This window comes from Burkholderiales bacterium, assembly GCA_023511995.1.
Taxonomy (GTDB): Bacteria; Pseudomonadota; Gammaproteobacteria; order Burkholderiales; family Thiobacteraceae; genus Thiobacter.
In genome coordinates, this window is record JAIMAL010000004.1 from 90,219 (window position 1) to 101,804 (window position 11,586).

Here is an 11,586-nt window from a genome sequence, read left to right on the forward strand (position 1 = left end):
CAGAACCGCCGGCGGTGGCTTCAGCCGGCAAGGCCCAGTTCCGCAGGCGGGCAGGTTTCCACGGCGGTGCGGATGAGGTCTTCGGGCAATCCCAGGGCAAGTCCGGCGGCGATGGCGGCGAGCACGCTTTCCACGCCCTCTCTGCCTGCCGCCGCGAGCCAGCCGATGGCTTCCAGGCGGGTGAAGGGACGCGCCTCGAGACCCTGGGCGCGCAGGATTTCGCCGTCCTGCGTGAAGACCGCGCTGCCCCCCTTCGCGCGATGGCGGGAAAGCGCCGCCACGCTGCCATCCCGGGCGTAGAGCATCACCGCTCCGTCACACAGTTCCGCCATTTCCACGGCGAGGGGGTCGCAGGCATTGAGCACCGCCACGCCCTCAGGCAGCACCACGTCCACCTGGGTGCGCAGCACGGTGTAGAGCTGTTCCGCATTGTCGATGTAGTACCGCCCGAGGCGCTCCCAGCCGCTCACGTCGGTGACGATACCCACCTGGCAGCGGTCGTAGGGCAGACCCTCGTCGAGGATCATTTCCGCCGGGGTTTCGAAGACGGCGGCATCGGCCATGCGGTTCATGAGGAGCTGATGACCGGCAATCCAGCGGCAGCCATCGCGCACGGTGACGTGGCGGCGATCGAAGAAAACGCCATCCCGGCAGGCCAGGCCGGTGCGCTTGCCGGCAAGTTGGAGGAAGAGGGTGACCAGGCGGGCGATCAAGGTGGTGCCGCGCCGGCCGGTGATGCCGACGATGGGGATGCGGCCGGCGGCGCCGCTTTCCGGAAAGAGATGATCGACGATGGCGCGGCCCACGGGGCGCGGCTGGCCCTCCGCCGGTTTGAGGTGCATGAGCAGACCGGGTCCGGCGTTGACCTCGACGATGGCACCGCCCTGTTCCGCAAGCGGGCGGGAGATGTCTTCCGCCACCAGGTCGATGCCGGCTACATCCAGGCCCACGATGCGGGCGGCAAGGGAAGCCGCTGCCGCCACCTCGGGATGAACCCGGTCGGTGACGTCGAAGGCCACGTTGCCATTGCGCTGGATGAGGATGCGGGTGCCGGCCGGCGGCACGTCGTCACCGCGATAACCCTGGCGCGCAAGCTCCAGCTCCACGGCCGGGTCCTCCTCGATGCGGATCACGTTCAAGGGGTAATCCTCCGTGGTGCCGCGCCGGGGATCGGTGTTGATCTGGCTGTCGATGAGCTGGACGATGGTGGAGCGGCCATCGCCCGTGACCCAGGCGCTGCTGCCTTTGGCGGCGGCCACCACCTTGCCGCCCACCACCAGCAGACGGTGCTCATCACCGGGGACGAAGCGTTCCACGATGACCTCGCTGCCTTCCCGCTCCGCCAGGCGATAGGCCGCTTCTATTTCCTCGCGGGTCTTGAGGTCGAGGGAGACGCCGCGGCCATGATTGGCGTCCGTGGGTTTCACCGCCACCGGCAGCCCGATATCCTGCGCCGCTTCCCAGGCTTCTTCTGGGCTTTTCACCACCCGACCCTGGGGCACCGGTACGCCGCAGGCGGCAAGCAGCCGCTTGGTGAGGTCCTTGTCGCAGGCGATGGATTCGGCGATGGCCGGGGTGCGGTCGGTCTCCGCCGTCCAGATGCGGCGGCTTTGTGCACCGTATCCCAGTTGCACCAAGTTGCCGTCGGTGAGCCGGATGTGGGGAATGCCCCGCTCGGTGGCCGCTTCCACGATGGAGGCGGTGGAGGGTCCGAGGCAAAGCCGGTCGGCCAGGTCCCGCAGCCTTTCCACCGTGCCCGCCACATCGAAGGGGGTGTCCTCGATGGCGGCCATGACCAGATCACGGCCGGCCATGAGGCAGGCCCGACCCACCTCCTCGTGGCGGGTGCGCACCACCACCTTGTACACCCCCCGCACCGGCGTGCTGCGCGCCTTGCCGAAGCCCACCTTCATGCCGGCCAGGTTCATGAGTTCGATGGTGACGTGTTCCAGGATATGGGCGGGCCAGGTGCCTTCCTTCAGCCGTTTGAGGAAGCCTCCCCGTTCGCCGACGCCACAGCGGTGTTCCACGAGCCCCGGCAGCCAGGCGGTGAGCCGCTCATAGAAGCCGGGCAGGGTGTTGGAGGGGCAATCCTCCAGATCGCCGATATCCACCCAGGCCTCGAGCACGGGGCGGTAGGTCCAGAGATTGGGGCCGCGCAGGTAGACCACCCGCAGGAATTCGATGGAACGTTTGCTCATGACTGGCGGGGGCGGGAGAACGCGCGGTTCCCGGCTATCACACAGACGAAGAAGGAGAGAGGCACTGGGATATAATGCGGCGCTGGGCCGTTCCTGCGAAAATTTGTGAAGCATAACCGAAAACCGCCTTTCAAGGGTCATATCGCGGGTCTTGCCGGAACACGCCGTGGCTGGGAGCAGATCGTCAACCGTCGGCGCTTCCGCCCGTTTTTCCTCCCCATAACGCATCACCTGCGGTTCCGATGACAAAGCCTGCTACCCCTTCCATTCCCCTCGAGCCCGGGGAAACGCTGCTTGCCACCCTCGAGCTGGATCTGGATACGGGGCTTCGTTTCGCCCACGGGCTCCTTGCCGTGACCGACCACAGGCTCCTTGCCTTGACGCCGGACAAGGAGGGCTGGCAGGCCTGGCCCCTCGGCCCCGGTTTGCGGCTGGAGCAGAGCGATCACGCGGGGGTGGGCACGCTGGAGCTCATGGACGGGCAGGGGCGGCTTGCGGTCTGGCATTACACCCTGGGCCATCATCTGGCGGGCAGCCGCTTGGTGCGCGAGTTCCAGCGGGCTGTGGCAGCGCAGGCCGAGGGCAGGCCCATCGCGCCGGAGACCGAGGTCCTCTGTCCCACCTGTCGGGCTCCGCTGCCGCCGGAGGCGGAGGAGTGTCCCCTCTGTGCGCGGGAGACGGAGACGCCACCTTCTACCTGGGTGCTGTTGCGCCTCTGGCGGTTTGCCCGTCCCTACCGGGGCCGGCTCATCGCCGCCTTCCTCCTCACCCTCGCCTCCACGGCGGCGGGGCTGGTGCCGCCTTATCTCACCATGCCGCTGATGGACGACGTGCTCATTCCCTACCAGAACGGGCAGCCCATCGACACCCGGCTGGTCCTCCTGCTACTCGGGGGGCTCGCCCTGGCGGCGGTGGTGGCCTGGGGGTTGGGCTGGGCGCGCACTTATCTGCTGGCTTTGGTGTCGGAGCGCATCGGCATGGACCTGCGCACCGCGACCTATGAACATCTTCTGCGCCTCTCCCTGGAATATTTCGGCAGCAAACGCACCGGCGATCTCATGGCCCGCATCGGTTCCGAGACGGACCGCATCAATGTTTTCCTCTCGCTCCATCTCCTCGATTTCGCCACCGACGTCCTCATGATCCTGATGACGGCGGTGATCCTCTTTTCCATCAATCCCTGGCTGGCGTTGGTGACGCTTCTGCCCCTGCCCTTCATCGCCTGGATGATCCACCAGGTGCGCGACCGGCTGCGCACCGGTTTCGAGAAGATCGACCGCGTCTGGTCCCAGGTGACCAGCGTGCTGGCCGACACCATTCCCGGCATCCGGGTGGTGAAGGCATTTGCCCAGGAGGAGCGGGAAGCCGAGCGCTTCCGCGAGGCGAACCGCCACAACCTGGCGGTGAACGACAAGCTCAACCGCACCTGGTCCCTCTTTTCCCCGACAGTGACGCTGCTCACCGAGGTGGGCTTGCTCGTGGTGTGGGCCTTCGGCATCTGGCAGGTGTCGCAGAACCAGATCACGGTGGGGGTGCTCACCGCCTTCCTCGCCTATATCGGTCGTTTTTACACGCGGCTCGATTCCATGAGCCGCATCGTCTCCGTGACGCAGAAGGCGGCGGCGGGGGCCAAACGCATCTTTGACATCCTGGACCACGTCTCCACCGTGCCGGAGCCGGCGCGGCCGGTGCACCTTCCGCAGGTGAAGGGGCGCATTGAACTGAGCCACGTGGGCTTCCGTTACGGCAACCGTGCCGTGCTCCACGACATCAATCTCGTCATCGAGCCGGGGGAGATGATCGGTCTGGTGGGACACTCCGGATCCGGCAAGAGCACCCTGGTGAATCTCATCTGCCGTTTCTACGATGTCACCGAAGGCAGCATCAGGGTCGATGGGGTGGACATCCGCCAGTTGCCCATTGCCGAATACCGGCGTCACATCGGTCTGGTGTTGCAGGAGCCCTTCCTCTTTTTTGGCACCATCGCCGAAAACATCGCCTACGGCAAACCCGGCGCATCGCGGCAGGAGATCGTCGCCGCCGCGCGTGCAGCCCACGCCCATGAGTTCATCCTGCGGCTGCCCCAGGCCTATGACTCGCTGGTGGGCGAGCGGGGCCACGGTCTGTCGGGGGGCGAGCGTCAGCGTATCTCCATTGCCCGCGCCCTGCTCATCGATCCCCGCATCCTCATTCTCGACGAGGCGACGAGCTCCGTGGACACGGAAACCGAAAAGGAAATCCAGAAGGCGCTCGACAATCTGGTGGCGGGGCGCACCACCATCGCCATCGCCCATCGTCTTTCCACCCTGCGCCGCGCCGACCGCCTGGTGGTGATGGATCGTGGCCGGATCGTGGAGATCGGCAGCCACGACGAGTTGATGGCCAGGCAGGGGCACTATTGGCGCCTCTACCAGGCGCAGGCGCGCAACGTGGATAAGGAGCAGGAAGAGATGGAAGCGGAGCTGCCCCCGGTGGTGAAGGCGGCAGGGGTGCCATGAGTCTGGCGTTCACCTTGAGCCGCAACGCCTTCGGCCGCCTGGTGCTGGAGCTGCCCGATGGCAGCCGCCACGAAGGGGTCGTGCCGGTGCGTGCCTTCCCCATCACCGCACCCCGGGAAGGCGTGGCCCTGGTGGGGCCGGATGGTCATGAATGTCTTTGGATTCCCGATCTTGACGCGCTGGATGAGGCGCGGCGCTCGCTGATCGAGGCGGCCCTCGCCGGCCGGGAATTCATGCCGGAAATCCGGCGCATTCTGCGGGTGTCCAGCTACGCCACCCCCAGCACCTGGGAGGTGGAAACAGACCGGGGGCGCACCCGCTTCGTGCTCAAGGGCGAGGAGGATATCCGGCCCCTGGGCGCCCACAGTCTCCTCATCGCCGACAGTCACGGCATCCAGTTTTTCATCCGCGACGTCATGGGGCTGGACCGCACCAGCCGGCGCATCCTCGACCGTTTCCTCTGAGCGGGTGCCTGCAGGGGACCTCAGTCAGTGGCCGTGGTGGGCGCTAGCGCCCAGCGCGCGCGCCTTGGCCTTGACTTCGATTTCCTCGCGGCCGCCGTCCTTCCGCTCCACCACCAGGGTGAGGGGCACCGTTTCGTCCGCCTTGATCTGACGCGTAAGTCCCATGAGCATGATGTGGTAGCCGCTGGGGGCAAGCGACACGGGCTTGCCGGCCGGCAGATCGAGGCCGGGGATGGCGCGCATCTTCATCACGCCGCCTTCCATCTTCATTTCGTGGATTTCCACCGTCTGCGCCACGGGCGAGCGCGCGGCAATCAGCCGCGCATCCGTTTTCGCGGTGAGTTCCATGAAGGCCCCGGTGGCGGTCTGCGCCGGCACCGTGGCCCTGATCCAGGGGTTTTTCACTTCGACCTCGGCCAATGCCGCACCGGCGACAAGGAGCGTCAGCATACCTGCGATGAGACTGGAACGTTTCACGTTTTCCTCCGTGGAGTGGGGTGAATACGGCGTAAATCGGGATGTTCAGGTTGGCCGCGCCGTTACGCTGGGCTGAAAGCGGTCAACTTGGGTTTTCGGGATTATGATGCCACAGCCGTTTTCTGGGGGCTGCGACAAATCGTCGCAGGCGGCGTTGGCTTCACCTTGCGGAGAGCACCGCCCCCGTGGTAGCGTTATATCCAGATTGGTATAACGAGGTGGGCCGTGGCGCTGGCAGGAAAGGGAGGCGGGATGCGGGGTGCCTTCGGGCGGTTCGTGGTTTTCATCCTGATTGCGCTTTTTGCCTTGCCCAGCCCGGCGGCGCCGCTCACCGTCGCCGCGGCGGCGGATCTCAAGTTCGCCCTGGAAGACATCACGGCCGCCTTTCGCCGTCTCCATCCGGAGGCGCAGGTGGACGTGGTTTACGGCTCCTCGGGCAAACTGCAGACCCAGATCCGTAACGGGGCTCCCTTCGATCTTTTTTTCTCCGCCGACATCGACTATGCCCGCGCGCTGGTGGAGGCCGGGCTTGCATCAGGCCCGGTGCGGCCCTATGGGCGGGGACGCATCGTTCTCTGGAGCACGCGCCTTGATGTGAGGCGCCTTTCGGTTGCCGACCTCAGCCAGCCCGGCATCCACCGCATTGCGCTGGCCAATCCCCGACATGCGCCCTATGGCAGGCGGGCGGAGGAGGCCCTGCGCGCGGCCGGCGTGTGGTCGCGCCTTGCGCCGAAGCTGCTTTTCGCGGAAAACATCGCGCAGGCGGCCCAGTTCGTGCAGACCGGAGGCGCCGAGGTGGGCATCGTCGCCCTCTCCCTGGTGAAAAGCCCGCAGCTTGCGCAGGAAGGTGCCTTCGCGTTGATCCCGGAAGAATGGCATGCGCCCCTGGAGCAGGGCTTCGTCATCACCCGCCGCGGCATGGCGAACCCCCTCGCCCGCGCCTTTGCCGACTTCATGGAGACGGCCACGGCGCGGAACATACTGGAACGTTACGGTTTCCTGCCCCCCGGCGGGGTGAAGGCTGACTAGCATGCTTTCTGCGGCGGATCTGGAAGCCTTGCTGCTGACCCTGCGACTGGCGGCGGTGACGACCGCGATCCTGCTCGTGCTGGCCACGCCCATCGCCTGGTGGCTCCATCACAGCCGCAGCCGGCTGGCGTCGGTGGTGGGGGCGCTGGTGGGATTGCCCCTGGTCCTGCCGCCGTCGGTGCTGGGCTTCTACCTCCTGGTGGCGATGGGGCCGGAAGGCCCGGTGGGGTGGCTCACCCAGCGGCTGGGGCTGGGCCTTCTGCCCTTCACCTTCGCGGGCCTGGTGGTGGGCTCGGTGCTCTACTCCCTGCCCTTCATGGTGCAACCCCTGCAGCGTGCCTTCGAAGCGGTGGGGACACGGCCGCTGGAAGCCGCCGCCACCCTGCATGCCTCGCCCCTGGACGCCTTTTTCACCGTGGCCGTTCCCCTGGCTTTGCCGGGCTTTGTCAGTGGCGTGATTCTCAGCTTCGCCCATACCGTGGGTGAGTTCGGGGTGGTGCTCATGATCGGGGGCAATCTGCCGGGGACAACACGGGTGGCGTCCATACAGCTCTACGATCACGTGGAGGCCCTGGCCTATGGCGAGGCCCACCGGCTGGCGGCGGTTCTGTTGCTGTTTTCCTTCCTCATGCTGCTGATGGTGCATCTGTGGCAGCGGGGACGCGGGGGAGCTGGCGTGTGACGGACATCGAGGCGCGCTTTCGCCTGGTCCGCCCGGGCTTCGTCCTGGACGTGGATCTGTGCCTGCCGGGCCGGGGTGTTACCGTTCTCTTCGGACCTTCCGGCTGCGGCAAGACCACGTTGCTGCGCTCAATCGCCGGCCTCGAGCGGGAGGCGCAGGGGCGCTGTGTGGTGAATGGCGAAGTCTGGCAGGACGAAGGCTGGCGCCTGCCCACCCACCGGCGCGCCGTGGGCTTCGTCTTCCAGGAGGCAAGCCTGTTTCCCCACCTCAGCGTGAAGGCCAACCTGGAGTACGGCCGCCGGCGGCTTAAGCGCCCCCCGCGCCTGGAGCTTAAGCCCCTCATCGATCTTCTCGCATTGCGGGAGCTGCTGCCGCGACGTCCCGCAGGACTTTCCGGGGGCGAGCGGCAGCGGGTGGCCATCGCCAGGGCGCTGGCCGCCGAGCCGCGCCTCCTCCTCATGGACGAACCCCTGGCGGGGCTGGACTTAAGCCGGCGTCGTGAAGTGCTGCCTTTCCTCAGGCGGTTGCGCGAGGAGCTGGACATCCCCATGCTCTACGTCACCCATTCGTCGGAGGAGCTCGCCTGGCTTGCCGACCATGTGGTGGTGCTGACTGAGGGCCGTGTTCAGGCAACGGGCTCCTTGCGCACCCTGTGCACCCATCCGGTTTTGGCCCGACAACTCGGTGAGGAGGCGGGGGTGGTGTTGCAGGGGGTGGTGGGGGAGGTGGACGGGGCATGGGGGCTTGCGCGGGTGGATTTTGCCGGAGGCAGCCTGTGGGTGCGCCATGAGGGCGCGCCCGCAAGGCATCCGGTGCGGGTCCGGGTGCTGGCGCGGGATGTGAGCCTGGCCACGCACCCAGGCGTGACCAGCATTCAGAACCTGCTTGCGGGACGCCTCCATGCCATTCTCGACGACACCCACCCGGCCCTGTGTCTTGCCGAGGTGAAGGTAGGAGAAGAGGTGATCCTGGCGCGGTTGACGCGCCGCGCCTTGGCCCAACTGGGAGTGGCACTGGGGCAGCCCCTTTTTGCCCAGGTGAAGACCGCGGCGCTTTGCTGAGCACCCTGGCGCTCGCCGCCCCGAATGATGGCGCGGCGGCCCGCCATGATGCTCTAGGCCTTGCCGAGGAGGGCAATGCTCTGCTCGAAGGGCCCCATGTATTTCATGGCCGTGATCATGGAGCCCTGGAACTTGAGCTTCTTGGTGAGCAGGGCGGCGCGGCCGGAGAGGGTGCCTTCCCGCAGCCGTTGCCAGTTTTCCGGACTGGCTTTCATGACAAAGTCGGGCTTGCGCGGCGCCTCACCGAAGGCGGTGGCGATGGCTTTCCCATCCACCACCTCCAGATAGGCGCTGGGCTGGGAGCCATCCTCCCAGCCGTATTCGATGAGGGCGGAGAAGCCCTTGAGGCCACTCACCAGGGCCTCGTTGCGGTTCCAAAGTTCCTTGTAGCGCTCGGCCCAGGCGGCCGAAAGAAAATCGTCCATCGTTCCTCCCAAAAAAAGCCGGCCGGCTGTTGCCGGCCGGGGCGGCCTCAAGCCGCGGACAGCGCCTTGAAGATTTCGTTGAAGGAGGCTTCGCCAACCCGGGCGAAGACGCCGGTGTTGCCCATCACACAGACCGCATATTTGGGGCCGGCGACGGCGAAACCGGTGGCGGGCGTCCAGCCGGATTCTCCGCTCATGGCCGTGTAGCCGTCGGTCTGCATGCGCGCCATGTGCATGTTGGCGGCACACATGGCGGCGGCCATGGCCGCCTCGTCCTCGGTGATGTCGCCGACGAAGCCGGTCAGCTTGCCGTCATCGGAAAAGGTGCCAGCGGCGAAAACGCCTTTGATTTTGAGCAGTGCATTCAGATCGGCCATGATGGTCTCCTCAAACGGACGCCAGGGTGGCGAAGGCTTTGTCGAAATCCGTGTCCTTGTTGCGCACGAACACGCCCACGTTGCCCATGATCAGGGCGGAGTTTTCCGGGCCGGAGACGGCGAACCCCACCGCCGGCTCGAAGCCGTCCTTGCCGGTGTAGGCCGTCCAGCCGGAAGCCTCCATCTTCGCCATCAGCATGTTGGCGGCGCACATCTGTGCGGCCATCTTGGCCGCCTGAAGGCTGATGTTGCCCACATAGTTGATGAGCTCGCCGGTGGGCGAGAACTCGCCGGCGGCAAAGGCGCCGGGAATGCTCATGAGTTTTTTGAGATCTGCCATGTGACTCTCCTTGGGTTGACGGGAAACAGGGATGACCCCTGCACCGGAACCCTCAGCAACGCCCGTGCCAGCTTTGAAAGTTCTGTAAAATCAGTGGCTTGTGTGACAATCGGGTGGTCCGTGTTGCAGCCGAAGCGTTGCGCACCACCCGAAACGGGATAGAATTCCCATTCTGAACAACAATTTGTGCTCTGCGTTGCCGTTGCGCATCAGTGCCCCATGGCCACCGCCCTCAGTGAACTCCTGCAGAACGAGGCCATCTTGGAAGGCCTGCTGGCCGGCCTCGACCAGGGCGTGTTGCTGGCCACGGTGGAGGGGGTCATTCTGTTCGCCAACGATGCCGTGCGCCATCTTTTGGAAATCCCCGCCGACCGGCCCCTGCGCAGCCTGAACGATGTGGGCGGCGTGAACCTGAGGCTCGCCATCACCCGGGGGTTGATCGAACAGGGCTTCGATGATGCGGTAAGCCGCCGCCAGAAAGGGGTGGTGGAGCTGGAACGCTGGCTCGACCTGCCCTCGGGCCGACGCTGTTTCCGCCTGCGTACCGGCATCATCGAGCGCAAAACCGGCGGGGCGGTGCGGCTGGTGCTATTGCGGGACGTGACGGAGATGGCCCGCCTTAAGGAGGGCGTGCAGGGCGATGGCGGCCGCGAATTCATCACCCGGGATGCGCGTATGCTGGAGGTGTTGCGCCAGTTGCGCCAGGCCGCGCCCACCGAGGCCTATGTGCTCATGCAAGGGGAATCGGGCACGGGGAAGAACGTGCTGGCGCGCAGCCTCCACCGCTTGAGCCCCCGCGCCGCCCATCCCCTGGTGGAGGTGAACTGCGCCGCCATTCCCTCTGAGCTGCTGGAGTCGGAATTCTTCGGCCATGTCAAAGGGGCCTTCACCGGCGCTTCGAGCGACCGCATCGGACGCTTCGCCGCCGCCGACGGTGGCACCCTTTTCCTCGACGAAGTGGGGGAGGTGCCGCTGCATCTGCAGGCCAAATTTCTCAAGGCGGTGCAGGAGCGCAGTTTCGAGCCGGTGGGTTCCAATCGCAGTCAGACGGTGGATGTGCGCATCGTGTCCGCCTCCAACCGCAATCTCAAGGATGCGGTGGAGGCACGCCAGTTCCGCGCCGATCTCTACTACCGGCTGTCCGTCATCACCCTGCACATTCCCCCATTGCGTGCCCGCAAGGCGGACATTCCGCTCCTCATCGACCATTTCCTCGACCGCCTCTACACGCGGGGCTACGCGCGCGCCACCCTGGCTCCGGAAGCCCTGCGGCTGCTCCTCGACTACCCCTGGCCCGGCAACGTGCGGGAACTGGAAAACGCCCTGGAACACGCCCTCATCTGCGCCGTGGATGGGGTGATCCAGCCGGAGAGCCTGCCCCAGGACATCCGCGACTACCACAGCAGGGGGCCGCTGCCGGTGACGGGCAAGAGCGAAGATGCTGACAGTCACCAGCGGGGCCAGATCCTCTTCGCCCTCAAGCGTTGCGACGGCAACAAGGCCGCCGCCGCCAAGATGCTGGGCATCGACCGAACCACTCTCTGGCGCCGCATGCGGCGTCTGGGCCTCAACTGACCCCTTAAGCCTGCCCATGCGAAACTGGTATTTTCCCGCCCTTCTTGCCTTCGTTTTCTGGGGCCTGTGGGCCCTTTTCCCCAAGATCACCACGCGCCTTATTGATCCCCGCAGCGCCCTGTTCTTCCAGGCGGTGGGGGCCTTCAGTGTGGCGCTGATAGTGTTGGCGACCCTGGATTTCCGGCCCCAGTGGGAGCCGCGGGCGGTGGGGTTGGCCCTTCTCACCGGCATGCTGGGCATGACCGGCGGCATTGCCTACATGTACGCCATTGCCCGCGGGCCCGCCATGCTGGTGTCGGTGCTCACCGCCCTCTATCCCCTGCTCACCGTGGTGCTTGCCTGGGCCTTCATGGGCGAGCAGGTGGGGCTGCGCCAGTGGGCAGGCATCTGCCTCGCCCTGCTGGCCATGGTCCTTCTGGCCGGCTGAATCCCCTCAAGCGACGGCGCCGGCCTGCCG

The 11,586-nt window shown here is 66.2% G+C and carries 12 protein-coding genes; 7 read left to right on the forward strand and 5 right to left on the reverse strand.

Translation table 11 applies throughout. The features are described from left to right. Positions 1–20 precede the first annotated feature (20 nt). Positions 21–2,201 (reverse strand): cyanophycin synthetase, encoded by a 2,181-nt coding sequence (gene cphA, locus K6T56_03440; GenBank protein ID MCL6555399.1) that lies wholly within the window; start codon positions 2,199–2,201, stop codon positions 21–23. Positions 2,202–2,443: 242 nt separating this feature from the next. Here cphA and K6T56_03445 point away from each other — a divergent pair, with 242 nt between their 5' ends. After that, a complete protein-coding gene (locus K6T56_03445) occupies positions 2,444–4,699 on the forward strand; it encodes an ABC transporter ATP-binding protein/permease (GenBank protein ID MCL6555400.1) in 2,256 nt (751 codons plus the stop codon). Next, on the forward strand, positions 4,696–5,163 hold the full coding sequence (locus K6T56_03450; GenBank protein ID MCL6555401.1) for a DUF1854 domain-containing protein: 468 nt from the start codon (positions 4,696–4,698) through the stop codon (positions 5,161–5,163). Before K6T56_03445 ends, K6T56_03450 begins: the two co-directional genes overlap by 4 nt. 24 nt (positions 5,164–5,187) lie before the next feature. Here K6T56_03450 and K6T56_03455 read toward each other — a convergent pair whose 3' ends face one another. Beyond that, positions 5,188–5,613 (reverse strand): copper chaperone PCu(A)C, encoded by a 426-nt coding sequence (locus K6T56_03455; GenBank protein MCL6555402.1) that lies wholly within the window; start codon positions 5,611–5,613, stop codon positions 5,188–5,190. Positions 5,614–5,892: 279 nt separating this feature from the next. Between K6T56_03455 and modA the strand changes: the two genes are divergently transcribed. The 3 genes from modA to modC are packed head-to-tail and all read left to right on the forward strand — an operon-like array spanning position 5,893 to position 8,412. Further along, positions 5,893–6,669 (forward strand): molybdate ABC transporter substrate-binding protein, encoded by a 777-nt coding sequence (gene modA, locus K6T56_03460; protein MCL6555403.1) that lies wholly within the window; start codon positions 5,893–5,895, stop codon positions 6,667–6,669. Between the two features lies 1 nt (position 6,670). Next, on the forward strand, positions 6,671–7,351 hold the full coding sequence (modB, locus tag K6T56_03465) for a molybdate ABC transporter permease subunit (protein ID MCL6555404.1): 681 nt from the start codon (positions 6,671–6,673) through the stop codon (positions 7,349–7,351). Further along, the gene (gene modC, locus K6T56_03470; GenBank protein MCL6555405.1) at positions 7,348–8,412 is read left to right on the forward strand and encodes a molybdenum ABC transporter ATP-binding protein; all 1,065 of its coding nucleotides are present in this window, start codon (positions 7,348–7,350) and stop codon (positions 8,410–8,412) included. The genes modB and modC overlap by 4 nt, the downstream gene beginning before the upstream one ends. Positions 8,413–8,465: 53 nt before the next feature. On the opposite strand, the gene K6T56_03475 is transcribed toward modC, so the two are convergent. From K6T56_03475 to K6T56_03485, 3 genes are read right to left on the reverse strand one after another with little or no spacing between them, the layout of a single operon-like run. Continuing rightward, on the reverse strand, positions 8,466–8,837 hold the full coding sequence (locus K6T56_03475) for an SCP2 sterol-binding domain-containing protein (protein MCL6555406.1): 372 nt from the start codon (positions 8,835–8,837) through the stop codon (positions 8,466–8,468). Between the two features lie 47 nt (positions 8,838–8,884). Then, positions 8,885–9,214, reverse strand: a complete 330-nt coding sequence (locus K6T56_03480; protein MCL6555407.1) for a DUF2173 family protein — start codon at positions 9,212–9,214, stop codon at positions 8,885–8,887. Positions 9,215–9,224: 10 nt separating this feature from the next. Further along, complete coding sequence (locus tag K6T56_03485) at positions 9,225–9,554, reverse strand: DUF2173 family protein (GenBank protein MCL6555408.1); 330 nt, start codon at positions 9,552–9,554, stop codon at positions 9,225–9,227. Positions 9,555–9,773: 219 nt separating this feature from the next. Here K6T56_03485 and K6T56_03490 point away from each other — a divergent pair, with 219 nt between their 5' ends. Both K6T56_03490 and K6T56_03495 read left to right on the forward strand, forming a co-directional pair. Further along, complete coding sequence (locus K6T56_03490; GenBank protein ID MCL6555409.1) at positions 9,774–11,129, forward strand: sigma 54-interacting transcriptional regulator; 1,356 nt, start codon at positions 9,774–9,776, stop codon at positions 11,127–11,129. A gap of 16 nt (positions 11,130–11,145) precedes the next feature. After that, entirely contained in the window at positions 11,146–11,556 is a 411-nt protein-coding gene (locus K6T56_03495; GenBank protein MCL6555410.1) for an EamA family transporter, read from the forward strand. The last annotated feature ends 30 nt before the right edge of the window (positions 11,557–11,586 follow it).

Excerpts from the sequence above, each read along its gene's own strand:
- K6T56_03490 (MCL6555409.1), top strand. The coding sequence starts at position 9,774 with ATGGCCACCGCCCTCAGTGAACTCCTGCAGAACGAGGCCATCTTGGAA.
- K6T56_03485 (MCL6555408.1), bottom strand. The coding sequence starts at position 9,554 with ATGGCAGATCTCAAAAAACTCATGAGCATTCCCGGCGCCTTTGCCGCC.
- K6T56_03475 (MCL6555406.1), bottom strand. The coding sequence starts at position 8,837 with ATGGACGATTTTCTTTCGGCCGCCTGGGCCGAGCGCTACAAGGAACTT.
- modB (MCL6555404.1), top strand. The coding sequence starts at position 6,671 with ATGCTTTCTGCGGCGGATCTGGAAGCCTTGCTGCTGACCCTGCGACTG.
- modA (MCL6555403.1), top strand. The coding sequence starts at position 5,893 with ATGCGGGGTGCCTTCGGGCGGTTCGTGGTTTTCATCCTGATTGCGCTT.
- cphA (MCL6555399.1), bottom strand. The coding sequence starts at position 2,201 with ATGAGCAAACGTTCCATCGAATTCCTGCGGGTGGTCTACCTGCGCGGC.
- K6T56_03455 (MCL6555402.1), bottom strand. The coding sequence starts at position 5,613 with ATGCTGACGCTCCTTGTCGCCGGTGCGGCATTGGCCGAGGTCGAAGTG.
- K6T56_03450 (MCL6555401.1), top strand. The coding sequence starts at position 4,696 with ATGAGTCTGGCGTTCACCTTGAGCCGCAACGCCTTCGGCCGCCTGGTG.
- K6T56_03495 (MCL6555410.1), top strand. The coding sequence starts at position 11,146 with ATGCGAAACTGGTATTTTCCCGCCCTTCTTGCCTTCGTTTTCTGGGGC.
- K6T56_03445 (MCL6555400.1), top strand. The coding sequence starts at position 2,444 with ATGACAAAGCCTGCTACCCCTTCCATTCCCCTCGAGCCCGGGGAAACG.
- K6T56_03480 (MCL6555407.1), bottom strand. The coding sequence starts at position 9,214 with ATGGCCGATCTGAATGCACTGCTCAAAATCAAAGGCGTTTTCGCCGCT.